23 protein-coding genes are annotated in these 24912 nt (G+C 60.4%); 15 read left to right on the forward strand and 8 right to left on the reverse strand.

Translation table 11 applies throughout. The features are described 5' to 3' along the window. Nucleotides 1–74 precede the first annotated feature (74 nt). From hpaD to hpaI, 5 genes are read left to right on the forward strand one after another with little or no spacing between them, the layout of a single operon-like run. Nucleotides 75–998, forward strand: coding sequence for a 3,4-dihydroxyphenylacetate 2,3-dioxygenase (gene hpaD, locus C4Q27_RS00595; protein ID WP_104886232.1), 924 nt, complete (start codon nt 75–77; stop codon nt 996–998). A gap of 57 nt (nt 999–1055) precedes the next feature. Beyond that, nucleotides 1056–1466 carry a 5-carboxymethyl-2-hydroxymuconate Delta-isomerase gene (locus C4Q27_RS00600; protein ID WP_104886233.1) on the forward strand — a complete coding sequence of 137 codons (411 nt, stop codon included), beginning with the start codon at nt 1056–1058 and terminating at the stop codon, nt 1464–1466. A 44-nt stretch (nt 1467–1510) separates the two neighbouring features. Then, nucleotides 1511–2818 carry an MFS transporter gene (locus tag C4Q27_RS00605; RefSeq protein ID WP_104886234.1) on the forward strand — a complete coding sequence of 436 codons (1308 nt, stop codon included), beginning with the start codon at nt 1511–1513 and terminating at the stop codon, nt 2816–2818. Nucleotides 2819–2835: 17 nt separating this feature from the next. Then, a complete protein-coding gene (hpaH, locus tag C4Q27_RS00610; RefSeq protein WP_104886235.1) occupies nt 2836–3639 on the forward strand; it encodes a 2-oxo-hept-4-ene-1,7-dioate hydratase in 804 nt (267 codons plus the stop codon). Nucleotides 3640–3648: 9 nt separating this feature from the next. Further along, a complete protein-coding gene (gene hpaI / locus C4Q27_RS00615; protein ID WP_104886236.1) occupies nt 3649–4452 on the forward strand; it encodes a 4-hydroxy-2-oxoheptanedioate aldolase in 804 nt (267 codons plus the stop codon). Between the two features lie 64 nt (nt 4453–4516). Here hpaI and C4Q27_RS00620 read toward each other — a convergent pair whose 3' ends face one another. Beyond that, entirely contained in the window at nt 4517–5458 is a 942-nt protein-coding gene (locus C4Q27_RS00620) for a p-hydroxyphenylacetate 3-hydroxylase reductase component (RefSeq protein ID WP_104886237.1), read from the reverse strand. Between the two features lie 78 nt (nt 5459–5536). Continuing rightward, complete coding sequence (locus tag C4Q27_RS00625) at nt 5537–6706, reverse strand: p-hydroxyphenylacetate 3-hydroxylase oxygenase component (protein WP_104886238.1); 1170 nt, start codon at nt 6704–6706, stop codon at nt 5537–5539. 253 nt (nt 6707–6959) lie between these two features. On the opposite strand from C4Q27_RS00625, the gene C4Q27_RS00630 reads away from it, so the two are divergent. Continuing rightward, nucleotides 6960–7553, forward strand: a complete 594-nt coding sequence (locus C4Q27_RS00630) for a TetR/AcrR family transcriptional regulator (RefSeq protein ID WP_177409982.1) — start codon at nt 6960–6962, stop codon at nt 7551–7553. A gap of 22 nt (nt 7554–7575) precedes the next feature. Here C4Q27_RS00630 and hpaR read toward each other — a convergent pair whose 3' ends face one another. Further along, entirely contained in the window at nt 7576–7998 is a 423-nt protein-coding gene (gene hpaR, locus C4Q27_RS00635) for a homoprotocatechuate degradation operon regulator HpaR (RefSeq protein ID WP_028634146.1), read from the reverse strand. A 73-nt stretch (nt 7999–8071) separates the two neighbouring features. After that, nucleotides 8072–9301 (reverse strand): tyrosine--tRNA ligase, encoded by a 1230-nt coding sequence (tyrS, locus tag C4Q27_RS00640; RefSeq protein WP_104886240.1) that lies wholly within the window; start codon nt 9299–9301, stop codon nt 8072–8074. A 318-nt stretch (nt 9302–9619) separates the two neighbouring features. Between tyrS and C4Q27_RS00645 the strand changes: the two genes are divergently transcribed. Then, the gene (locus tag C4Q27_RS00645) at nt 9620–10918 is read left to right on the forward strand and encodes an FAD-binding oxidoreductase (protein ID WP_104886241.1); all 1299 of its coding nucleotides are present in this window, start codon (nt 9620–9622) and stop codon (nt 10916–10918) included. Nucleotides 10919–10947: 29 nt separating this feature from the next. Next, nucleotides 10948–11313: a cupin domain-containing protein gene (locus C4Q27_RS00650; protein ID WP_104886242.1), complete on the forward strand. Its 366-nt coding sequence runs from the start codon at nt 10948–10950 to the stop codon at nt 11311–11313. A gap of 64 nt (nt 11314–11377) precedes the next feature. Here the strand turns inward: C4Q27_RS00650 and feaR are convergent, their stop codons facing one another. The 3 genes from feaR to C4Q27_RS00665 form a co-directional block, all read right to left on the reverse strand. Continuing rightward, on the reverse strand, nt 11378–12331 hold the full coding sequence (gene feaR / locus C4Q27_RS00655) for a transcriptional regulator FeaR (RefSeq protein WP_104886243.1): 954 nt from the start codon (nt 12329–12331) through the stop codon (nt 11378–11380). Between the two features lie 112 nt (nt 12332–12443). Next, complete coding sequence (locus tag C4Q27_RS00660; protein ID WP_371919362.1) at nt 12444–12959, reverse strand: DUF3156 family protein; 516 nt, start codon at nt 12957–12959, stop codon at nt 12444–12446. A gap of 49 nt (nt 12960–13008) precedes the next feature. Then, nucleotides 13009–14505, reverse strand: a complete 1497-nt coding sequence (locus C4Q27_RS00665) for an APC family permease (RefSeq protein ID WP_104886245.1) — start codon at nt 14503–14505, stop codon at nt 13009–13011. Nucleotides 14506–14788: 283 nt separating this feature from the next. Here C4Q27_RS00665 and C4Q27_RS00670 point away from each other — a divergent pair, with 283 nt between their 5' ends. From C4Q27_RS00670 to C4Q27_RS00680, 3 genes are all read left to right on the forward strand, one after another. Next, nucleotides 14789–16276, forward strand: coding sequence for an aldehyde dehydrogenase family protein (locus tag C4Q27_RS00670; protein ID WP_104886246.1), 1488 nt, complete (start codon nt 14789–14791; stop codon nt 16274–16276). A gap of 10 nt (nt 16277–16286) precedes the next feature. After that, a complete protein-coding gene (locus tag C4Q27_RS00675; protein ID WP_104886247.1) occupies nt 16287–16727 on the forward strand; it encodes a heme-binding protein in 441 nt (146 codons plus the stop codon). Between the two features lie 185 nt (nt 16728–16912). Further along, nucleotides 16913–18223 carry a hypothetical protein gene (locus C4Q27_RS00680; protein WP_104886248.1) on the forward strand — a complete coding sequence of 437 codons (1311 nt, stop codon included), beginning with the start codon at nt 16913–16915 and terminating at the stop codon, nt 18221–18223. A 71-nt stretch (nt 18224–18294) separates the two neighbouring features. Here C4Q27_RS00680 and ltrA read toward each other — a convergent pair whose 3' ends face one another. After that, nucleotides 18295–19716, reverse strand: coding sequence for a group II intron reverse transcriptase/maturase (gene ltrA, locus C4Q27_RS00685; protein ID WP_104886249.1), 1422 nt, complete (start codon nt 19714–19716; stop codon nt 18295–18297). A 674-nt stretch (nt 19717–20390) separates the two neighbouring features. Here ltrA and C4Q27_RS00690 point away from each other — a divergent pair. From C4Q27_RS00690 to C4Q27_RS00705, 4 genes are all read left to right on the forward strand, one after another. After that, nucleotides 20391–21608, forward strand: a complete 1218-nt coding sequence (locus C4Q27_RS00690) for a multidrug effflux MFS transporter (protein WP_104886250.1) — start codon at nt 20391–20393, stop codon at nt 21606–21608. A 322-nt stretch (nt 21609–21930) separates the two neighbouring features. After that, nucleotides 21931–23070, forward strand: a complete 1140-nt coding sequence (locus C4Q27_RS00695) for a tyramine oxidase subunit B (protein WP_104886251.1) — start codon at nt 21931–21933, stop codon at nt 23068–23070. A gap of 29 nt (nt 23071–23099) precedes the next feature. Next, a complete protein-coding gene (locus tag C4Q27_RS00700; RefSeq protein ID WP_104886252.1) occupies nt 23100–23522 on the forward strand; it encodes a RidA family protein in 423 nt (140 codons plus the stop codon). A gap of 51 nt (nt 23523–23573) precedes the next feature. Further along, nucleotides 23574–24890: an FAD-binding oxidoreductase gene (locus tag C4Q27_RS00705; RefSeq protein WP_104886253.1), complete on the forward strand. Its 1317-nt coding sequence runs from the start codon at nt 23574–23576 to the stop codon at nt 24888–24890. The last annotated feature ends 22 nt before the right edge of the window (nt 24891–24912 follow it).

The raw sequence follows: 24912 nt of genomic DNA on the forward strand, positions 1-24912 counted from the left end.
CGGGCGGGCCAATGTTCTGACGACAGCCTGATCCGCCCGGCGTCGTGGGGTCTACAACAATAAGGAGTCTGATCATGGGTAAAGTGGCCCTAGCGGCAAAGATCACTCACGTGCCCAGCATGTACCTATCGGAAATGCCTGGCCCTCGCCAGGGATTTCGCCAGGCCGCGATCGACGGGCATTACGAGATCAGCCGCCGTTGCCGTGAGCTGGGTGTGGACACCATCGTCGTGTTCGACACCCACTGGCTAGTCAATGCCAACTACCACATCCTCTGCGGCGAGCATTTCGAGGGGGTATACACCTCTAACGAACTGCCGCACTTCATCAGCAACATGGCCTATGAGTTCCCCGGCAACAAGGAACTGGGCCTGATCCTGAGCGATGCCTGCAATCGCCTCGGCGTCGAGACCATGGCCCACCACGCCACTACCTTGGGCCCTGAATACGGCACCCTGGTTCCGATGCGCTACATGAACCAGGACCAGCACTTCAAAGTGATTTCAGTCTCGGCGCTGTGCACGTCGCACTATCTGGCCGACAGCGCCCGCCTCGGCTGGGCCATGCGCAAGGCAGTGGAAGACCACTACGACGGCACCGTGGCGTTCCTTGCCAGTGGCTCGCTGTCCCACCGCTTCGCCCAGAACGGCCAGGCGCCAGACTTTGCCACCAAAGTCTGGAGCCCGTTCCTCGAAACCCTGGATCACCGTGTGGTGAAAATGTGGGAGAACGCCGAATGGGAGGAATTCTGCGGGATGCTTCCTGAATACGCGGCCAAGGGCCACGGCGAAGGGTTCATGCACGACACGGCGATGCTGTTGGGTGTACTCGGCTGGTCGAAGTACGACGGCAAGGCCGAGGTTGTGACCCCGTACTTCGGATCATCCGGTACCGGGCAGATCAACGCTATCTTCCCGATCACGCCTCAGGACGGCTCGACCATACCGCCTGCGCAAGCAGCGAATCCGGCGACTGTGGTTTCCACCAGCCGACTCTGACCCACCTGCCAGGCCACCGCTTGGCGGCCTGGTGCCCTCGCCACAAGGAGGCACCTCATGCCACACCTGGTTCTGCTCTACACCCCTGACCTGGAAGCCGATGCCGACATCCCCGGTCTGTGCCGCGCCCTGGCCGACTGCATGCTCGAACAGCACGACGCAGCCGGCAAGGCGGTCTTCCCAACCGGTGGCACCCGCGTACTCGCCTACCCTGCCGCCCATTGCGCAGTGGCAGACGGCAACGGCGACTACGGCTTCTTGTACGCCAACCTGCGCATGGGCAGTGGCCGAAGCCCCGCTGTACATAAAGCGGTCGGCGACAACTTGCTGCAGGTGTTGAAGCAACGTCTGGATGAGCTGCTGCGCCAACGCCCGATCGGCATCACCCTGCAGATCGATGAAAGCACCCAGCAGATCTACGACGCCAAACACAGCACCTTGCACCCCCTGTTCAACCGCCCGGCCTGAGTCCAGGTCGCCCGCTGCCTCATCACACAACAAGTACAAAAAACATGAGCACACTCGAACATGCCTCGCCGGCCCAGACTCAGACCGAACTGGCCGACGCGACCCACCGCGCGGTCACCTGGCGACTGATGCCGTTACTGCTGATCTGCTACCTGTTCGCCCACCTCGACCGCATCAACATCGGCTTTGCCAAGATGCAGATGAGCCAGGACCTGCAGCTGTCCGACACGGTCTACGGGCTGGGCGCCGGGCTGTTTTTCATTGCCTATGCCTTGTTCGGGGTGCCTAGCAACCTGATGCTTGAACGCTTCGGCCCACGCCGCTGGATCGCCACATTGATGGTGGTATGGGGCGCGCTGTCGGCCAGCATGCTGCTGATCGAGAGCAGCAGCGCGTTCTACCTGCTGCGCTTCGCGCTGGGGGCTGCCGAGGCAGGGTTCTTTCCGGGCATCCTGGTCTACCTCAATCGCTGGTACCCCGCTGGGCGCCGGGCTCAGGTCACCGCGTTGTTCGCGATCGCCGTGCCACTGGCCGGGGTGGTTGGCGGGCCGTTGTCAGGGGCGATCCTGGCATTCATGCACGAGGCAGCTGGCCTGCGCGGCTGGCAGTGGATGTTTTTACTGGAAGGCGCGCCAGTGATGCTGCTGGGGCTGGTGGTACTGGCTGCACTGCCTGAACACTTCGAGCGGGTGCACTGGCTCGACGACCGGCAGAAGGCTGCATTGCGCGCCCAGTTCGGCCGCGAAGAGCAGCGCAAAACCGTGACATCTTTGGGCGGCATCCTCTCCAGCCCAGCGATCTGGCTGCTGGTGGCGGTGTACTGCGCAGTGATGCTGGCGGTCAACACATTGGCCTTCTGGATGCCCAGCCTGATTCATGGCGCTGGCATCGACAGCGACGCGAGCGTCGGCCTGCTCAGCGCTATCCCTTACCTGGCCGGCTGCGTGTTCATGCTCGCGTGCGGCCGTTCCAGCGACCGCCAGCGCGAGCGCCGCTGGCACCTGTGCGTGCCACTGCTGATGGCCGCAGCCGGCATCGCCATCAGCGGTTTGGCGCCTCAGCAACCGTGGCCAGTACTGGGCGGGCTGGTGTTAGCGGGCATGGGAGCCAGCGCGGCCTTGCCGATGTTCTGGCAATTACCGCCAGCGTTCCTCAATGCCCGCACCCAAGCTGCCGGTATTGCCCTGATCAGTTCACTGGGCAGCATCGCCTCGTTCGCGGCGCCCTATTTCATCGGGTGGGTGCGCGACACCACGCAAAGCGCAAGTCTCGCACTCTACGCGCTCGCCTGCTTCATCACCCTCGGTGGCCTGCTGGTGCTGCGCACCCGGGCCGCCATCGTCAACCCTTGAACACAGAGATTGTCATCATGCTTGATAACGCTTTCATCCAGCAGGCCGCCGAACGCCTCGACCAAGCCGAGCGCTCTCGTGAGCAGGTCCGCCAGTTCTCTCTTGAGCAGCCAGCGATTACCATCGAAGACGCCTACGCCATCCAGCGCGCCTGGGTAGCCAAGAAGATCGCCGCTGGCCGCAAGCTGGTCGGCCACAAGATTGGCCTGACCTCGCGCGCCATGCAGGTGTCGTCGAACATCACTGAACCCGACTACGGTGCCTTGCTCGACGACATGCTGTTCGACGAAGGCAGCGACATTCCCTTCGATCGCTTCATCGTGCCGCGAGTCGAGGTGGAGCTGGCGTTCATCCTGGGCAAGCCGCTTAAGGGCCCCAACGTCACCGTGTTCGATGTACTGGAAGCCACTGAGTGGGTGATCCCGGCACTGGAGATTATCGACGCCCGTATCCAACAGGTCGACCCGCAGACCCAGGTAACCCGCAAGGTGTTCGACACCATTTCCGACAACGCCGCCAATGCTGGCGTGGTCATGGGCGGGCGGGCCGTGCGCCCTACCGACATTGACCTGCGCAAGGTTCCGGCGGTGCTGTACCGCAATGGTGTGATCGAGGAGTCCGGTGTGAGTGCCGCTGTGCTCAATCACCCCGCCAAAGGTGTCGCCTGGCTGGCCAACAAGCTGGCGCCGTACGACGTCACCCTGCAGCCTGGCCAGATCATCCTCGGCGGCTCCTTCACTCGCCCGGTCGCCGCTCGTCCTGGGGACACCTTCCACGTCGACTACGACATGCTCGGCTCGATCGCCTGCCGCTTCGTCTGAGGACTGACCATGGACATGCCTATCAACCATTTCAAACAACGCCTGCGCAGCGGCCAGGCCCAGATCGGCCTGTGGCTCGGCCTGGCCGATGCCTACTGCGCAGAACTGGCCGCCAATGCTGGCTTCGACTGGCTGCTGATCGATGGTGAACATGCACCCAACGACCTGCGCGGCATGCTCGCGCAGTTACAGGCAGTGGCCCCCTACCCTAGCCAGGCCGTGATACGCCCGGTGATCGGCAATACCGCACTGATCAAGCAAGTGCTGGATATCGGTGCTCAAACCCTCCTGGTACCGATGGTCGAAACTGCCGAGCAGGCGCGACAACTGGTCAAGGCCGTGCATTACCCGCCGACCGGCGTACGTGGTGTGGGCAGTGCACTGGCGCGGGCGTCGCGCTGGAACAGCATCGCCGGCTACCTGGACCACGCGGACGCGCAGATGTGCCTGCTGGTTCAAATCGAGAACAAGGAGGGTCTGGCCAATCTGGAGGAAATCGTCGCAGTGGACGGTGTCGACGGCGTGTTTATCGGCCCAGCCGACCTCAGCGCGGCCATGGGCCATCGTGGCAATCCGGGGCACCCTGAAGTGCAGGCAGCAATCGAAAATGCCATTGTGCGAATCAGTAAGGCCGGCAAGGCGGCGGGCATTCTCAGTGCCGATGAGAAGCTGGCACGTCGTTACATCGAACTGGGTGCCGCCTTTGTCGCAGTCGGCGTCGATACCACCGTGCTAATGCGCGGGCTGCGGGACCTGGCGGGCAAGTTCAAGGATACGCCGGTGTTCAACAGTGTCGGAGGCGGTGTGTACTGAACCTTCGCTATCGCTAGAAACGAAAACGGCGCCCGATGGGCGCCGTTTTCGTTCAAGGCCATGGTTACATCTGGATAATGGCTTTGAGTACGGTCTTGAAGGTCTCCAGTTGCTCAGCACCGAACTGCCCGAACACCTTGTCCTGCTGCTCCTGAGCGATGCCCCACAGTGCTTCGGTTTCATCCACCCCTTTTACAGACAGCCGCACACGACCGTCGTCGTCAGCGATCAAACCCTTGCGCTTGAGGTTGGCTACGGCCTCCTCAATCTCACGCGCGGGCATCGCGACTTCGCGCTGCAAGTCGTTCAAGCTGAGGCCAGCATCGTTCTCCAGCACCATCAACATGCGGGCTTCGCTGGTGCGCAGGCCAGTGCACAATTGCCGTGGCTGATAGTCGGCCTGGTAGGCACGCAGGGCCTGAGTCATCAAGTAGTACAGGTTGTGCTGCAGACGGCCCTGGAAGTTACTGCTCGGCGCCTGCCCGTCGGCCCGTTGGGTCATGCGGGTGTGCGGCAGTACCATCGAGTAAGCACCTTGATGGTAAAGCAGCGGAGAGCGGCCAAAGTCATCGAAGGCTACGACCTTGCCGACCAGGATCCAGTGATCGCCGCCGTCCAGTTGCTGGAACTTCTCACACTGGAAACGCGCCGCACAGTCGGCGAACAGCGGCGCACCACCGGCCCCTTCCTCGTACTCGATGCCGGCGAAACGATCTTCCTTGGGACGTGCGAAATTGTTGGACAGGTCAATCTGATCAGCCGCGAGGATGTTCACTGCAAAGTGCGAAGCCTCCTCGAAAACCTCATGGCTGGTGGAGCGTTTATCGATACTCCAGAGGATCAATGCGGGGTCCAGTGACACCGAGTTGAAGCTGTTGGCGGTGACACCGACCTTGCGGCCACTCGGCCCGGCTGCGGTAACCACGGTCACGCCAGTCGCGAAATTACCCAAGGCACGGCGGAAGGCACGGGTATCGAAATCGGTCACAGAGGTTGAATTGGACATGCAAGACTCCCGGGCAGGCCGAACGGGCCTGCCACTGTTTGTTGTTGTGGTTGTTGCGGGGGATTAGCCGGGCGGCGGTCAAACCATCGCCGGGTCAGGCTCCAGGCCCATCAGTTCGCGGCCAAGGATCTGTGCGCAGACGTCATAGTCGGTGTAGGCATGGGCACCGGTCATGTGCGAATCACGGAACAGTCGCTGCAGTTCATTGGTCTCGAACCAAGCGCCACCACCGGCTGCTTCCATCAGGCGATCGACCGCCTGGATGCACATTTTCACCGCGTAGCCTTGGTTGGTGCGCCAGAACGCCAAGGTAGCGCGCGATGGGTATTCATGACGTTCGCTGTATTGCGCAATCTCGTCCCAGCTCTTTTCCAGCAACGCCCGTGCGGCAGCCACCTGGTGGGTGGACTCAGCCAGGCGCATCAGGGCGGGCGTGGCGGCACCGACCGCCGCACCGGTGTAGGCCCTAACCCGGTTGCGGGTTTTCTCGCGGAATACCTCCAGCATGCGCTCGGCAATGCCCAGGCTGACAGTAGAGAAGCCGCTGGCAAAATAAGGGCGATACGGAGCGAAGAAAATCTTGCTGTCCGGGTACATACCGAAGCCGGCGGACTTGCCTTCCATCATGTCCTTGGCCTTCTGGATGCGGTGCTCGGGCACGAAAGCGCCGCGTACGATCAGCGTCTTGCTGCCGCTGCCGCGCATGCCCACTGCATACCAGTCGTCACGGATTTCATAGTCGCTGCGGGGCAGAACCGCGAAGCAGTAATCCTGGGTGCCTTCGGCATTGGGCCGGCGGAAGCCGAGAATCGCCCACTCGGCGTGGTCGCAGCCGGAGCTCCAGCCCATTTCACCACTGAAAGTCACACCACCTTCCACCTCTTCGGTACGGCCGAAAGGCGCAATGCTGCTGCTGGCCGTGGCGTCCGGGTCAGTACCCCATACATCCTGCTGCAACTTGGCCGGGAACATCGCCATCTGGTGGCTGTGGGTGCACAGAAGGCTCATAGCCCAAGCGGTGCTGGCGCACGCGCCGGCCAGCAACGCGATGCACTGGGCGAACTGCGGCAAGGAAATTTCCAGGCCACCGTACTGCTTGGGCAGGAAAGCGCGATGCATGCCGATACTTTTGAGCAAGGTGATGTTCTCTGCTGGCACACTGCGGTTTTGCTCAGCCTTGAACGCGTTTGCAGCAATCGCCGGCAGGATGGCTTTGAGGTCTTCCAGCAAAGGATTTGGCTTTTTCATGAACGGTCTCTTTATTATTGGATAACCAGCGTGCAACCCCCTGCGCGGCAGCGGGCAGCCGAATAGTCTCAATGACACGTTCAGTATGTGGCGGAGGCAGGTGTCGAGAAATGCACGTTACGAGGGGAAAATTGTACTTTCCATGGTATCGGCCCTGGGTTCACTTCGAAGCGATTGACCCCTGCCCCAGTCGCCACCACAATCCTCCTCGAAGCGCGCGTGGCCTACCCGCGCCATTGATGGAGTGACCTGGTTGAAAGCGCTTTCCCCCTCTGCGGCACGAATCTGCGACGCCGCCGTCGGCCACTTCGCGGCATTCGGTTACGACGCCTCCTCGTTGAATGAGATCGCTCAGCTGGCTGGCATGCGTAAAGCCTCGCTCTACGCGCACTTCGCGAACAAGGATGCATTGTTCCTGGAAGCGTTTCAGCGTGCGCTGGAAGTTGAGACCCAATTCGTCGAGAGCGCTTTTCGAGAGGAGACGGCGGGCGCGGTAGCGCCTGGGCACTGGCTGGTGCTTCACCTTGCCGAGCGCTACCAACAATCACAGAACCTGCGTTTCATCCTGCGCACCGCGTTTCTACCTCCGATCGATATCAAGGAGGCCGTCACCTCAGGGTTCGAGCGATATCTGGAGGGCGTGCGCGAAGGTTTTTGCCAAGCGCTGCATGCGCACTATAGCTGGGCTGACCTGGCAAGCACACGCCTGGAGGTCTATGCCGATGCCTACTTGGGCATCATCGACAGCCTGCATGTGGAACTGATGTATGCCGACCCCGCCGTCTATGCACGGCGTGCGGCATCGCTGTTGAAAATCCTTGACGACTCATTGTCGCTGAACCGCTGAGACGAGGGGCAGTCACACGGGCCTACGGCTTGATCTTCTTCATCTCTTCGAGCAGCCGGGTCAGTTGCTGAAGCTTTTCCTCGCCGAACTGACTGAGGATCTTGTCGTAGTTGCGGCCCATTTCCTCGCTCATGGCCAAAAAAACCTGCTGCCCCTTGACCGTGAGGTTGATGAACACCCTGCGTTGGTCTTCAGAAGACTTGCGCCGCGCGACTATACCGTCGCGCTCAAGGCGCTTGAGCACGCCGCTCATGCTCGGTTTGAGAATACAGGCAAGCTCTGCCAACTGATGGCTTTCCAACTCACCCTGCTGTCGCAGGATACGAATGACTCGCCATTGCTGTTCGGTCAGCTCGTGGGCGTTCAGCGCGGGGCGGAAGAACGCCATGGTGGCTTCGCGAGCCTGGAGCAGCGTGAGCGTAAGGGAGGGACGTGGCGTGGTCATGCGTACGGGGGGCTCGTCGATAAAAAGCGTGCCGGCGAGTATGCCAGCACGCGCTCATTAATACATTAACCAATTACTCGATAAGCAAGTGGTAATGGCGCTTCTTGCCCAAGCTCAGGCGCCATTGATGCTGGCCAGGCGGTAAATCGGCGTCCACTGATAGCACCACCTCACCATCCAGGCGCAAGCCACCACCCTCCGCCAGTCGCCTTGCCGCACCACGCGATGGTTGCAGACCGGCCTGCACCAGTACCTCGGCCAGGCTCAAGACCTGCAGCGTGCTGCGGGCTACGGTAATAGTGGTCAACCCAGCGCCGATGCCGTCCCCGTACACGCCACTGGCGGCCTCTCGCGCAGCCTTGGCTGCCTCAGCGCCGTGCGCCAGGGCTGTCACCTCATCGGCCAGCAAAGCCTTGGCCTGGTTCAAGGCCGCACCACCCTCGCGCGTGAGTTCGGCGATCCGCTCCAGCGAAAGTTCTGTAAACAGGGCCAGAAAGCGCGGAAGGTCCCGATCATCGCAATTGCGCCAGAACTGCCAGAAGTCGAAGCTCGGCAGGCGACGCTCGTCAAGCCAGACTGCGCCGTTGAGCGACTTGCCCATTTTCTTGCCATCGCTATTGGTCAATAACGGCATGGTCAGACCGAACAACTGACGCTGATCACGGCGCCGGGCCAGCTCGACGCCATTGATGATGTTGGCCCACTGGTCAGCACCGCCCAATTGCAGCGTGCAGTCGTGCTGACGCGCCAGCTCGGTAAAGTCATGGGCCTGCAGCAGGGTATAACCGAACTCCAGAAATGATAGCGAGTGTTCCCGGTCCAGGCGTTGGCGCACCGAGTCGAACGTCAACAGGCGGTTGATCGAGAAGTAACGCCCAACCTGGTCGAGGAACCGCAGATAGCCGATACCATCGAGCCACTGCGCGTTGTCGACCACTAAGCCCTCCCCCTCACCCAAACGCAGGTAGCGCCCGAAGGTGCGCGTGATGCCAGCGATATTGGCCTGAATCTGCGCCTCATCGAGTACCGGACGGCTCTCGTCCCGGAAGCTTGGGTCACCGATGCGCGTGGTCGCGCCACCGATCAGCAGGATCGGGCGGTGCCCAGCCTTCTGCAGCCAGCGCATTAGCATCAAACCCTGCAGGTGCCCGACATGCAGGCTGTCGGCTGTGGCATCAAAGCCCAGGTAGAACGTGCGCGGTCCATCGCGCAGATGAGAGCGTAGTCCTTCGAGGTCAGTGCTCTGGTGAATGAAGCCCCTGGCTTGCAGGTGGCCGATCAGGTCGGAATGTAGGTCGCTCATGATAACTCCTGGGTAAGCCCGAGGAGCGAGACACACGTCCAGCCGCCCCGGGCGGATGACGTGCACGCAGTCACGACCGCCTCAGCTTGAGGTGGCGTAGCGGCGGTAACGTGGTAGATTGATTAACATATTCATGACATTCATGATCAAGGAGACTGCGACGCACGTCAAGCCTCCTCCTACACTGCGCCCTGGCACGCAGATCAAACGCCGTGGCAGGCTCAGGCAAGACGCCTACCGATCGTTAGGTGCTCAATGGCACCACTTGCACTGCTTCGGCAAAGGCCCTATCACAATTCCAATTCAGCAGGCTGCGTCATGATCAACATCGAGACCCCGACCTACTACACCGCGACCAAAAAGTACAACCTTAGCTTCCCCACCCTGGAAAGCGACATCGACGCCGATGTCGTGGTCATCGGTGGCGGCTTCTCGGGTATCAACACAGCACTGGAACTGGCAGAAAAAGGCGTCACCAATGTTGTGGTGCTCGAAGCCCGCTACCTGGGTTTTGGCGGTACCGGGCGCAATGGCGGGCAGATCATGGCCGGCATTGGTCATGATCTGGAAAAAATCAGAAGCAGCGTCGGTGACCAGGGGCTGAAGCGGATTTTCGAGATCAGTGAACTGGGCGCCGGCATCATCAAAGAGCGCATTGCCCGCTACAACATTGATGCGGACTTCTGCCACGGCTATGGCTACATGGGCTTCAACAAACGCCAGGAAAAGACCCTGCGAGCATGGGAAAAAGACTTCAAGTCGATCAACACCCATGACGAGATCCGCTTTCTGGGTGGCGCCGAGGTGAAGCAGATCATCGGCAGCGACGCTTACAGCAGCGCCCTGCTGCACATGGGCGGCGGCCACGTGCACTCGCTCAATCTGCTGTTGGGCGAAGCCCAGGCCCTGATAGGCCACGGCGCACGCATCTTTGAACACAGCCCGGCGCTGGAGGTGACCTACGGCGAGCGTATCAAGGTGCGCACCGGCCGCGGCTCGGTGCGAGCCAGCAAGCTGCTGTGGGCCTGCGACAGCTTCCTCAACAAAATAGAACCGGAGCTGCACGCACGCACCATCAACACCTACGCCTTCCAGATGATGACTGAGCCACTGCCGGAAGAACTGATACAGCGTATCAGCCCGATCCGCGGCGCCTACAGTGATATCCGCCCGGTGATCGATTACTACCGGGTCACCCGCGAGAACCGCTTGCTGTTCGGAGCCGCCACGCCGTTCATCGAGCACATCCCGCTGGACCTCAAGGCCTGGAACCGTGCCTTGATGCTGAAGATTTTCCCCTACCTCAAGGATGTGCGGATCGACCTCGCCTGGGGCGGTCCAATGGCCACAAGCGCCAACCTGTTCCCGCAGATCGGCACACTCAGCAATCGCCCCAACGCATTTTACGTTCAGGGTTATTCGGGCTTTGGCGTCACGCCCAGCCACATCATTTGCAAGATTCTCGCCGAGGGCATGCACGAAGGCTCATCGCGCTACGACCTGATCAGTTCGGTCAAACACGCACGGATCCTCGGCAAGGACCATTTCCGCCCTCTGCTACTCACCGCCGGCAAGACCGTGCACCAGCTTTCGGGCTATTTCAACGGCCGCCGCTGACCGTATCTTTCACCCACTGGAGAACTGCCATGACCCTCACTGCCGCCAAGCAAGGCATACAACTGTCCGAACTCGATGCCTGGGGCACCGTTGCCGATCTGGGCTCGGAAATCCTCGAAGGCGAAGTCAAAGCCTTTGGCAAAATGACCCACGGAGCGCCGACCGACCCCGTCAGCAGCGCTTACTTTGGCACCACGCGCGGCAAATTCCGCATGGTTTACCCGTTCAACGAGCAGGCGATAATCGTAACAGGCGAAATCCAGCTGACTGACGAGTCCACAGGCCAGATCACTCGCTACAAAGCCGGTGACGCCTGGTTCGTAACCAAGGGCACGCCGGTGCTGTGGGAGATTTTGAGCGAGTCGTTCGTCAAGCACTACTTCGCCGTAGCTTGACGCAAGCAGGTAATAAAAACGCCGCCAGCGCTACACGCGCTGGCGGCGTTTTTATTGCGGTGGGTTAGCGCAAGCAGGAGCCCATAGCCGTGGCCCGATAGTCCTTTGGAGATTGGTCATACTGCTTTTTGAACGAGCGGCTGAAATGGGCGGAGTCCGTAAAGCCCCACTTATAGGCGATTGAGGTAATCGACTCGCCCCTGAAGAACGGGTTGGCGAGATCCTCGGCGCTGCGCTTGAGCCGGGCTCGTTGAATGTAACGACAGACGCTGTCACCGTCCTCTTCGAACAAACGATAGAGGTGGCGCACTGAAATGTTAAGCCCGCCAGCCAAAGCAGCAGGCGTCAACCCGGGTTGTGACAACGATTTGTCAATCACCTTTTGCACATAACTGCGCATATCGCCGCCGTTAAGCGCATCTACGCTGCCAAGGTTGCCTTCTCCAAACTCAAAGCCCGGCTCCAAAAGCGCGGTGAACGCTGCTTCCAACGCAGCGCCCTGGGCCCCGTCTTCGCCTGTGTTCTCATCCTTGCACATCTGATCCATCAACACATGGAGCATGCGTCCACACGCGTTGCTGGATGAAATCTTTCCTACCAGAGTTCCTCGGCCAGGAACCTGTTTGCGCACCTGATCGCGGGAAAGCGCCAGTGAAACATGCTCGATCAGACCCGCCGGCTTGATTTCGCAGCGCCCCACCGAGTCCATGAGCATGAGATCACCAGGGGCCAGGTGGATGGTCAAACCGCCCTGCTCGACCGTAGAGCGCCCAGAACGCTGCAGGACCAGAAAACAGTGCTGGTCATCATCCAGCGCCGGATTATCACCTAGCCGCCGAATGACGCCGGCGTTCGTACGCAAAGAGGCGACTGGCAAGCCTGCACGCGTATGAGCTGAGACATCGCCAATGAAGAGCGAATGATTGCAAGCCAATTCCGTTTCGAAACGGCCGCAAATCCCCTGCATGGCAGCGGTCCAGTGATCAAGTCCCTGATGGTCGGGTTGTTGAGTCTGCATAGTGGCCTCGACGCGAAATTGTTGTTATGCAGCAATTGATAACATGTTAACAATGTCCGCACAACTGTCACATTTGGTCGAGTACACCTAGCAAAGGGTATGCCAGGTCGCTTCAGATCCGCTGCAGAAACTCCGTGAAGCCAGACAGACAGGCGAGTAAATGCGAACGCTGCTGCGGACTAATTTGAATATAGCGACGAAACGCCGGCATCCGGTTGACCACCTCGCTAGCGCCTATATGTTCCAGGGCAAGCTGCCATTGGCCATCGCGGCATTGCAGCGTCAGCCGCTTGAAATCCAGCGGCATCAGCTGCGCCAACAGCGTCGCATCTCGGCCTAAATGATCGCGTACTTGGGCAAAGAGGGCCTGGTCACCGCCCCGGAACACGCAGGTGACGCCGGTGCGCCGAAACGCCCCGGTATGGCGCAGTTCCAACCGCACATCGCCCTGTTGCAGGGCAGGCACGCTCAACCGAAACTCGCATGTCACGACGTGCATCAGCAGGTGCGCTTCGACGCACTCACGCACCTCGACCTGCCAACCCAGCGGCGGCAAACACAGCTGTGCGACACCCGCTTGCGCCCGCTGTATCTCCAGCGGGCCGAGATTACGCAGCAGGTGCCCCAAGGTTACACCGGGCCGATAACCGGCAGGCGCCCGAGGCGCCAGCAGCCGTTCACGCAAATGTCTGATCATGTTGCGTACGCTCCGCAGCGTGTCCAGGTTCGGCGGCGAATTCTTTTTCCAGCACATCCTCGACCCGGGCAGGCTTGAACGGGTTGACCTTCTGCACACACACAGACCAGAACAGCGCGTAGGCTGCCGTGCCGCCAAGCATGATGGCAAACGGCACGTAAATATCCGCGGGGCTCATTCCGGGCGGCGTGATAAACAGCATGCCGATGATGATACCGGCGCTGGAAACGATTTGCGGCAACGGGAACAGTGGCGAACGGTAGGCGCGCGGCAGATCTGGGCGACGGATACGCAAGATCACCACCGACAGTGTCACCAACAGATAGGCCGTGCTCCAGGCGCAAACGGCAGCCAGCACCAGGTGCAGGATGTTGTCTGGGTTGCCACCCAGATACCAGGCATGCAGGCACGGGATCAGTGCGACCACCAGAATGCACAGCAGTGGCGTCTTGAAGCGCGGATGCAGGTAGGTGAAGACCTTAGGCAACGCCCCGTCTACGGCCATCCCGTAAAGAATGCGCGGCACCCCGGCCATCAGCGTGTTGATGGTTGCCGCACCGGCGAACAAGAATCCGATACCCAGCCAAACTGGGCCGATGTCACCCATCACCTGTTCGGCAAAGCGTGGAATGGCCATGGGCGTATCCAGCAGGTGTACGCCGGTGGCGGCATCGAGTACGACGTTTTCCACCTGGCGCTTCATCGCCGCGCCGTAGATGAACATGCAACTGGCCACACCAAACAGACCCAGCGCCATGGCGCGTGGCAATACCCAGGCAGAGCGACGCAATTCGGGGGCAAGCGGCGTCACGAACTCGCAGCCGACAAACATGAACATGGCCATGCCGATCAGTGAAAGGATGGTCATCACATCAGAGCCCACCAGGGAGACGCCAAACGGGCCCTCCAGCTCCACCGCAGGTGCAGCGATAAGACCCACCACACCGAACACCATCAGGGTCGTCCACATGCCGAAGGTGAGAATCACCTCCGCGCGACTGAACGCGCTGACGCCGAACGCGTTCAGTACCGCGAACGACAGCACAAAACAGACACCCAACAGCCAGGAACCGCCTGCGGACTCAACCAGCGTGTTGAGGTGTTCGAAATTCACCAACGCCATCACCCCAGACAGAATGGTCTCGGCCGTGCCAGCGAACACATGCACGATCAAGTAGGCCGAAAGCGTACCGGTAATGGCGAAGAAACGCCCCATACCACAGTTGATGTAGTCGTAGACCGAGCCGGTGGTCGGCAGGATCGAGGCCGCCTCGGCGAAAGTGGTCGACTGGGCCAACATCATCAACGCGGCGATGACCATGGCGACAGCAAACGCACTGCCGCCGATGCCAAACCCCATGGTCGCGGTGAGAATAACGGGGCTGGCCATGATCAAGCCGACGGTGCTGGCTAGTGCGGTGGGAAAACCGACCGTACCTTTGTTCAAGTGCTCTGTGAGCTTATTGTTAAGTGACATCGTTATGCCCCGGCATGTTGTTATGGCTTTGAACGCGGCAAGTGACCCTGCACGCACGGCTGCTACTTGCCTCCCTGCACGCCTACTCTGCGCCCGCCGAAAAATGACGTCTTGCCAATGGCTGCCGCTGCCTTTGTTGCTCCCTGCCAAACCCGCTTACAGCGGCTCTGGCAGGGAGAGTCATGCCGCTGTCACTGGGACGCAAGATCACCGCCTCGCATAGCACTATCCTCCAAGTTTTGGCGGCCTGCAGGCCGGTCCTCACCTGCCCCTCGGAGTTCCCATGAGCGATATCGATCTTCTTCCTTCTGTCAGTGCCTTCCTAGCACGCGATCACGGCCTGTTCATCCATGGCCAAACCGTGGCCAGCCATGACAGCGCGAAAATATCGGTGGTCAACCCAGCCAACGGCCAAACCATCGCTCAAATCGCTGACGCCAACCAAGCCGACGTTGACCGTGCAGTGGATTCCGCTCGCCAGGGCTTTGGCCGCTGGTCGCGGGCCAGCCCAGCAGCCCGCGCCGGCGTACTTTTCAAGCTCGCCGACTTGCTCGAAGCGAATCGCGAAGAACTGGCCCAGTTGGAAACCTTGCAATCGGGCAAGCTGATCGGCATCTCGCGTGCATTCGAGGTCGAGCAGGCTGCACACTTCCTGCGTTACTACGCAGGCTGGGCGACCAAGATCACTGGCCAGACCATCACCCCGTCTTTGCCTTCGTTCGCCGATGAGCGCTACAGCGCCTACACCCTGCGCGAGCCAATCGGTGTGGTAGTCGGCATCGTGCCCTGGAACTTCGCGACCATGATCGCCATCTGGAAGTTGGCCTCGGCGCTGACCACCGGCTGCAGCATCATCATCAAGCCGAGCGAGTTCACGCCGCTAACGCTTTTGCGTATCGCCGAGCTGGCCATCGAAGCAGGCTTGCCGGCGGGCGCATTGAACGTGCTGACTGGCGCTGGCCATGTCGGCAAGGCCCTGATCGAGCACCCAGGCACTGACAAAGTATCATTCACCGGCTCCGTGCCTACAGGTATTGCTGTCGGCCAAGCGGCCATGGGCGCAAAACTTACCCGTGCCACGCTGGAACTGGGCGGCAAGAACGCCGTGGCGTTCCTGCCAGACGTAGGCCTGGAAAAAGCCGTCGACGGCATCATCGAAGCCGGCTTCCTGCATTCGGGGCAGATTTGTGCCGCCGGTGAGCGTTTCTATGTGCACCGCTCGCGCATCGACCCACTGCTCGAAGCCCTCTCCCAACGCTTGGGCCAGTTGAAGGTAGGCTCGCCGCTGGACGAAACCACGCAGTTCGGCCCAGTGGCCAACAAGCCACACCAGTTGAAGCTTGCCGAGCTGTTCGCCACGGCTCGCGCCGAGGGCAGCCAGATCATCCACGGCGGGCGTATTGGGGATGGCCCAGGATGCTTCGTCGAGCCGACTGTGATTCTGGCCAAGTCCGCCAGCGACACCCTACTCAATCAGGAAACATTCGGCCCGGTGGCGACCTTCCTGCCTTACGACAGCGAAGAGGAACTGCTTCAGTTGATGAACGCCTCGCCTTACGGACTAAGCGCCAGCCTATGGACCAACGACCTGGGCAAAGCCATGCGCCTTATTCCAGAAATTCAGGCGGGCACCTTGTGGGTCAACATGCACACCCTGCTCGACCCGGCTGTACCGTTTGGCGGCATCAAGGCCTCCGGCATCGGCCGTGAGTTCGGTTCGGCGTTCATCGACGATTTCACCGAACTCAAATCGGTCATGATCCGCTATTGAGAGGCTTGAGATGTCGCACTGGCTACGCGAACAACTCACCCTTACCTTGCCCCTGGCCATGCATGCGCTGCAGGCCGCGCTCGACGCGGCCACTGAGCAGCAGGTCAAAGTCAGCCTGGTAATCGTCGATGGCAGTGGTCTACCGATCCAAACCGCTCATATGGACGGTGCACCCCGCCCAGCACATGCCATAGCGTTGCGCAAAGCCCTAACGGCCGCGGGGTTCGGAATAGCCACGGCAGACTGGGATCAACGCTTGGAGCGCTGCTCCAAAGCGGTGCGCAACGGTTTGCCGCTGCAGCCAGGGATGGCCTTGTTCGGTGGCGGCGAACCTTTGTGCCATGCCGGGCAGGTCATCGGGGCGATAGGCGTGTCTGGTGCCAGCGAGGCCATCGACACACTCTGCGCCAAGGCCGCCGCCAATCATGTTACGACCCTTCTGCAACCCTAATCTAACGCTGTAAATCTGTATGTGGCCAAGGCGTGCAAGCGCCTTGGCAGCCAGAAACAAGACCTCGACCTGCCCCTCACGCACTAATAAGCCGTCGCAGCCAACCGCGACGGCGCTCGCCAATACGGGTGCCCACGTACAAGAAAGCGCCTTTTCAAAGGCGACTGACAACGAGGGAAAGTGCAATGGTCAAACCGCAAACGCTGTCGACCCTGGCCCTGGCGGCCCTACTCGCCAGCCAGGTCGCGCCGGCTTACGAACTGTACGCCGACGAAGACAGCCACTTGAATGCTGACATGCTCGCGGTCTGGGGTATGTTCAACAGCCGCAAGAACTATGACGGCACTTCTGGAGGCTCAACCTGGCGCGAGGGCTTCATCAAGTATGGACTCAGTGGTGATCAGGGCCTCGCTGGCAGTGGCACCCTGTATGGCGCATTGAACTGGGTAAGTTCCGCGACATGGGGCGACGGTGATGCCGCCGGCTACACGGACGGCTCCGAACGCACCACCAAGATTGAGGACGCCTATTTGGGCTGGCGTTCGGGCGACCTGGTGCCGCTACTGGGTAAGGATGGTGTAGATGTTTCCGCCGGCCGTCAGGTGGTCCGCCTCGGCAGTGGCTTCCTGATCAACGACGACGGGCCGAACCTGGGCAATGGTGTCGCAGACGGTACGCTGGATCGAGGTGGCGCTTACTACCTGGCGGCGCGCCATGCCTTCGACCGCACGGCAGTGCTGCGCCTGGGTGGCCAGGACGGTTTGCACGGCAGCCTGTTGTGGCTCAAATCCGACAACCGCGCCCAGGCCGAAACCGAACTGGCTGCCGGTACGCTGGACTACACCCACGCCCTGGGCACCCTGGGCCTGACCTGGATTCACGGCATCGATGTCACCGACCAGTGGGCCAGCGACTTCCAGAAGGCTCGCGAAGGCATGGATGTGTACAGCGTGCGTGGCGAAGGCAGTGCTGGTATCGAAAACGCCAGCTTCGCCTTTGAATATGCCTGGCAGGACAAAAACGGGGGACCGGAAAATGCCTGGTACCTGCAGGCCGGCTACACCTTTGCAGACTTGCCTTGGGCTCCGCAACTGACCTACCGGTATACCCGCTACTCGGCTGAATGGGATCCTCTGTTCAGCGGCCTGTCCAATGGCTACGGCACCTGGTTCCAGGGTGAAGTCGCTGCCAACTATGCCGGCCCGTTCAACAGCAACACCGGCATTCACCATATTGGCCTGAAAGCCAACCCCCTGGAAAACCTCACGGTCGGCGCCCTGTACTTTGACTTCGATACCGTGCGTACCCGCGACAGCTTGAACCTCGATGCCCGCGAGCTCGACCTGTATCTGGAATGGGCCGTCAACGACCACCTGATCATCAGCCCCCTGATCGGCCTGTATCAGCCGCGCAAGCATCAGGATAACGGTGGCAACCAGGTCGGCGGCAACGGCACCAACATCTATAGCCAACTGACCGTGGCGGTACCGTTCTGAATTGAGTAGGAGGCGGGCTCACACCCGCCGTCCTCTCACACCACCGTGCGTACGGTTCCGTACACGGCGGTTCAAGCTATGCGGCTAAGCCGGTTGATCGTATCCAGTATCGAGACCAGTCCGAGTCGGTCCCATAGTTTCTTCGGCAGCGCCTGATTCATATGTGGCGCCCCCGAGTTCCACCATGGGCCTCGGCCGTTATAGGCCGATTTACAGGCACGCTCCTCGCTTAAGCCCAGACGCATCAGGTTGCGCGCCCTCGTAGAGGGCTGTTTCCATTGGCGCCAAATGGCACAGCGGAGTTTGTGCCTGATCCAGCCATCCAGCTCCTCAAGTGGCCGCTTGCTCTGGCTGAGCTTGAAGTAACCCGCCCAACCTCGTAGTACGGGGTTTATCCGCTCGATGGTGTTTGCCATCTTGCGGCCCCGTGCGCCGCATAGCAGCTCTGCGAGCCGGTCGCGCAGGCGACTCAGGCTCACCGTTGCCACCCGCAACCTTGGCTGCTGATGCCAGCTCATCCCATAACCCAAGTAATCACACTTCCAGGCTCTCGCGACTCGACTCTTCTTCTGATTCACCGTCAGTTTCAAACGTTGACTCAGGAAGCGCTCCACACTAGCCAGTACCCGTTCGCCAGCCCGAGGACTGCGCACATAAATGTTCGCGTCATCGGCATAGCGCACGAAGCGATGGCCCCGCCGCTCCAGTTCGCGGTCAAATTCATCGAGCAGGATATTCGACAGCAGCGGCGAGAGCGGGCCGCCTTGCGGCGTCCCTTCCTGCCGTGGACTGACGACACCGCCTGACATGACTCCCGCTTCAAGGTAGCGACGGATAAGCCTAAGTACGCACTTATCTTTGACCCGGCGCTCGATACAGGCCATGAGGATGTCGTGGTTGACCCGATCAAAGAACTTCTCCAGATCGACTTCCACGCACCACCGGTGCCCCGATGCCACATGGGCACGGGCCATCTCGACAGCTTGATGCGCGCTCCTGCCCGGACGGAAGCCGTAGCTGAAATCCGAGAACAGAGGATCGAAGAATGGCGTGAGTTGTTGCAGCAATGCCTGCTGGATCAGGCGATCCACGACGGTGGGAATTCCCAGTTGCCGCGTGCCGCCCTGCGGCTTGGGAATTTCAACCGCACGTACGGCTTGGGGATGGTATTCACCGGCCAGCAATCTGCCTTTGAGGATTGGCCAATACTGATTCACATAGCCTGCAAGGTCGGCGACCGTCATGCCATCGGCACCCGGCGCTCCCTTATTGCTGACTACGCGCTTATACGCACGTCTGAGGTTGGCCGGTGCGAGCACCCGCTCCATCAGCGTGTCCGGCTCTGCGTTCGTCCACGCCGATGACGCCGTCGATACCTTTGCGCTGTCAGGCATCATCCTCGGCTTCTGGCCGGGATTCGGAGTGACAGATTCCGTTTTAGGAAATTTCTGCATTGCGGCTACCAACGAGACAGTGACGCCTACTGGCGGCATAACCTGTTCGGCCCTTGGTGACGCGGTTAACCGCCACTTACTACGGCCTCGGCTGACTTCTGCACGCTCATCCCGTCGCCTCTCGACGCTCGGTAGCACCAAGGCAAGCGTACAGATCTCCCAGGGTAATTCACGTGACCTTCCTGCTTATGCCTGTCGGATTTACGTCGCAGCGTTCCGTGCAAGTATTGGGCTTTGACGATTATGGCCGTCTTGCCCCGCTGCGCCGCCTGATCCGCTTCCTGTTCGTCAGGCCAGCATTTTGCCTCGGGCTTCCTTCAGATTCGTAGTCGCCCACGACACCCTTGCCTCTGGCTAACACTTCCCCTTGCCGGGTGTGTAGAGGACTTTCACCCCCAAGTCACCAACGAGGCCACCACAGCCAAGCTGGTTGCGCTATCGCGCAACGCGCCATGCCTGGCGCACCATAAAAAAAACCGCCGGCCCATGGCCGGCGGTCAAAGCGCTGTATCTATGAAGTATGAAAGCTGCCCTGGTGAGGCGGCGTCACTATCCCCTTTCCTTTCTGAGCCTGCTTGCCTCAGCGTGCCAGCGCCTTTGTCTGGGCGTGACGACCGCTACTCTGCACGTTTACAGCGTTTGACCTCACGGGCGCGCAAGCATACGATTCGCCAACCTACCGACCGGTAGGTAGCAATCTGAAAGAGATGACCATGCAACCCAATCAATCTTCTTTGGTACCGTTCAGACTAGCTCTGAGCCTCGGCCTGATCGGCGCTCTGGGGCCTTCAGCGGTCGACATGTACCTCGCGAGCCTCCCGGAGATTGCCGATCACTATCAGGCAAGCTTCACCCATGTGCAGCTGACCCTGACGTTCTTCTTGCTTGCCATGGGGGCCGGGCAGCTAGTCTTCGGTCCCATCGTCGACGCCTTCGGTCGGCGCAAACCACTGATGGCTGGCCTATTGCTCTTCATCCTGTGCTCATTCGGCGCAGCGATGGCGCCGAGCCTGAACGCTCTGATCACACTACGTTTCTTTCAAGGACTGGGCAGTGCTCTGACCCTGGTGGTGATCATGAGCATGGTGCGTGACGTCAGCCATGGCGTGGCCGCGACCAAACTGTTCGCACTGTTGATGACCATTGAAGGCGTAGCTCCGATCCTCGCGCCGGCTCTGGGCGGCGTGATCGACGCGTATTTCGGCTGGCGGGCGGTGATGCTGGCACTGGCCGGTATGGGCCTGGTGGTATGGATCAACAGTCTTTTGAACCTGCCGGAGACCCTCCCACACAATCACCGTGAAGCACTAAGCCTTGGCAGCGCTTGCCGAACCTACCTGACCCTCCTCGCTGACCGAAGGTTCCTACGCCCAGCCCTGGCGGTGGCTGCGGTGTTTTTCTTCCTGTTCGCCTACATAGGTGGCGCAACGCTGGTGTACCAGCAGCACTTTGGCATGACCGCACAAGCCTTCGGCCTGCTTTTCGGTGCCACCGGCGTGTCAGTGATGCTGGGTGCCCTGTTCGCCAGCCGACAGATCGGGCGCCTTGGCTTGAACAGGCTCAGTGCGCTAGGCGTACGTTGCATGGTTGCTGGCGCCCTGCTGACCTTGGTCAGCTTAGTGGTCGGCCTGGGGATGCCCGGTGTAGCCGGTGGCATGGCTTTAGCTCTATTCGGACTAGGCATAGCAGAATCGACGTTGATGTCGCTGGTGATGTCATCGCAAGAAAAATCCCTGGGCTCGACCGCCGCCCTGCTCGGCGCCATCCAACTATCAGTGTCTTCCAGCGCCTCGCCATTGGCTGCTGTAGTTCTGCAACACGGCCCGGTGGCTTGGGCCGGGCTTCTAGCAGTTAGCACACTGCTGGTCTGTGTGCTGACCACCCTGAGCCTGCGAGACGTGCCAGCAAGCTATTCATTGGCTGGGCATTGAGGAAGTGCAATGAACAATCACTTCCTAGGCTACTTGATTTGCAGCGGAATTATCGTGTTTGGCGTGGTGTACCACCTAAGCGAATGGAGACGTGCCAAACGGCCGAGGCCCTCAACTGACGACCAGAATTGAAGACGAACCGACTGAGCTGGCACAGATGATCAATTGCTCTGGCAGACACAAACAAGACGACCTACCAGTCGTTAGCGAAACTGCCCATTACCTTGAGATCACCTGTCCAGCCCGGTCCAGCCGGGTAACACAACAATAAAACCCCAATACGGCGGCCCCCCCAGGTACCGTCCGTACAGTGAGACCCGCTATGACCTTCGACACCCGTATCGATTTCATCTACCTCTCCGAACAGGACATGATCCGCGCAGGCGTGACGGACATGCCCGCCTGCGTCGACACCATGGAAGAAATGTTCGGTTTGCTCTACCACGGCGACTACCGCATGGCCGGTCCGAACAGTGACTCGCACGGCGCAATGATCACCTTCCCCGAGCATTCACCGTTCCCGACCATGCCCAAGCCAACCGCCGACCGCCGCATGATGGCGATGCCGGCTTACCTCGGCGGTAACTTCCAGACAGCAGGCGCAAAATGGTACGGCTCCAACATCGCGAACCGCGAAAAGGGCCTTCCACGCTCGATCCTGATGCTCACCCTTAACGACGCCGACACCGGCGCCCCGCTCGCGCACATGTCAGCCAACCTGCTTTCAGCCTACCGCACCGGCGCGATCCCAGGCGTCGGCGCCCGTCACTTGGCACGCAAGGATTCAAAGGTCATCGGCCTGGCCGGCCCGGGGGTGATGGGTAAGACCACGGTCGCCGCGTTCATGGCCGTGTGCCCACAGGTCGACACGATCAAAATCAAAGGCCGCGGCCAGAAGAATCTCGACGCGTTCGTCAGCTGGTTGAACACCACCTTCCCGCAGATCACCAACGTGCGGGTGGTACAGACCCTGGAAGAAGTAGTACGCGACTCCGACCTGGTCAGCTACTGCAGTTCCGGCGAAGTCGGCGACCCATCCCTCTACCCGCTGGTGAAGCGCGAATGGGTCAAGCCCGGCGCCTTCCTCGCCATGCCCGCCCCGTGCAGCATCGACGCGGGAATGGAACAGGCCGACGTGCGCAAGGTGGTGGACAACACCGGCCTCTACGAAGCCTGGTTCGAAGAACTCCCCAAGCCGGCCCACAACCATGTGCCGCTGGTGGGCGTGCGCTTCATGGACATGATTGCCGAAGGCACCCTTCAGGCCGAGCAGGTCGAGGACATCGGCAAGATCATTGCCGGTGAAGCGCCGGGACGCCTGAACGACGAGGAAATAATCCTCATGTCCGTCGGCGGCATGCCGGTGGAGGACGTCGCCTGGGGCACCGTGGTGTACCGCAATGCCATCGAGAAAGGCATCGGCGTCAAGCTCAATCTTTGGGAACAACCCGTTCTCAGCTAATCGATTTCTCTCGCAATGAAGGCATCTCCATGACCCAAATCACCAAACTGAAAACCGGCTCCAAGTTTGAAGACATGGCCAGCTACTCCCGCCTGGTGGCGGTCGATAACTGGATCTATGTCTCCAACACTGCTGGCCGTAACCCGCAGACTCAGCTGATCGCCGAAGACGTGATCGAACAGACTCACCAGGTGTTCGCCAATATTGAAAGCGCCTTGGCAGCCGTCGATGCCAGCCTGGCTGACGTCATTTGTTCACGTGTGTTTATTCAGCAGCCGAGCGACGTGCCAGCCGTTATGGAAGTGATCGGCGAGAAGTTCCGTGGCATCGACCCCGCCACCACGGTCACCTGCCCACCGCTGGGTTCTACCGTTTACAAAGTCGAGCTGGAAGTCACCGCCTATCGCGGGGCCTCGCGCGCCGAGGTCAAACTGATTCGCCTCGGCCAGTAAGGCCTAACACCAGCACCGTGCCACCTGTACTTATCGCCGCCGAGTAACGCCATGTCCCCTGCTATCGACCCTGTAATCACCTGCCCCCATCAACCGGAAGCGACCACTGTCGTGATCATCGGTGGTGGCATCATAGGCCTTACCGCCGCGCTGACTCTCGCCGAGCGCAACATCCCGGTGGTGGTACTGGAGAAAGGTCGCATCGCAGGCGAGCAGTCATCGCGCAACCTTGGCTGGGTACGTAAAACCAACCGCCATGCACACGACATCCCACTTGCGTTGGCGGCCGATCGACTCTGGGCCGAAATGCCGCAACGGGTCGGGAGTGACGTGGGTTACCGGCAGGCCGGAATCATGTTCGTTGGTCGTAACAACACGCAGATGGGCATGCACGAAGGTTGGCTGAAGAGCGTCGAACACCTTGGTCTGGACTCGCGCCTGCTGAGCAATGCCGAGATCGCCAGAATGGTTCCCGGTGGGCGCACTGACTGGGCCGGTGCTATCTACACTGCCTCAGATGCTCGTGCGGAGCCAACCCTGGCCGCCAGCGCAATTGCCCGTGCGGCGATGGCCAAGGGAGCAGTGATCGTTGAAAACTGTGCGGTACGCACCCTTCAGACCAGTGCCGGATGCGTCAGCGGCGTTGTCACCGAACTAGGCGAGATTCGTTGTGATCAAGTGCTGCTGGCTGGCGGTCTATGGTCGCGTAGATTCCTCGGCAACCTTAAAATCGACCTCCCGACTTTGCCATTGACCTGCTCAGTGCTGCGTACAGAGGCCATGGATGGCCCCACGGAGGTCGCCGTGGGTGCTCCAGATTTCTCATTCCGCAAGCACAAGGACGGAGGGTTCATCATCACCCAACGTGGCAAGCTGGATGCCTTCCTTACCCTCGATCACTTGCTGTTGGGTACACGCTACCTGCCACAGCTTCGCGCACAGCGCGACTTTCTGCAGATCAGTCTGGGCAAATACTTCCTCAAGGACATAGCCCTGGCGCGGCGCTGGAAGGCCACGGATGTATCGCCTTTTGAAAAAGTCCGGGTTCAAGACCCACAGGCAAACGTGGCGTTGAACGAAGACGCACTGCGCAACCTTAGGACTGCGTGGCCGGTGTTTGAGCAAGCACGGATGGCTTCTGCGTGGGCCGGGACCATTGACGTGACCCCTGACTCAAACCCAGTCATTAGTTCAGTATCGACTTTGCCCGGACTGACCCTGGCGACCGGTTTTTCCGGTCACGGTTTCGGCACCTCGCCCGCTGCAGGCCAACTAGCAGCAGATCTGGTATCGCAACAAACGCCGTTGATCGATCCGAGTCCCTATAGCTTTGATCGTTTTCTACGACCGCGGCATGGCGTGAAATGAGGGTGTCTGACTAGCGAAAGAC

This window comes from Pseudomonas sp. SWI36 (genome assembly GCF_002948105.1).
Taxonomy (GTDB): domain Bacteria; phylum Pseudomonadota; class Gammaproteobacteria; order Pseudomonadales; family Pseudomonadaceae; genus Aquipseudomonas; species Aquipseudomonas alloputida.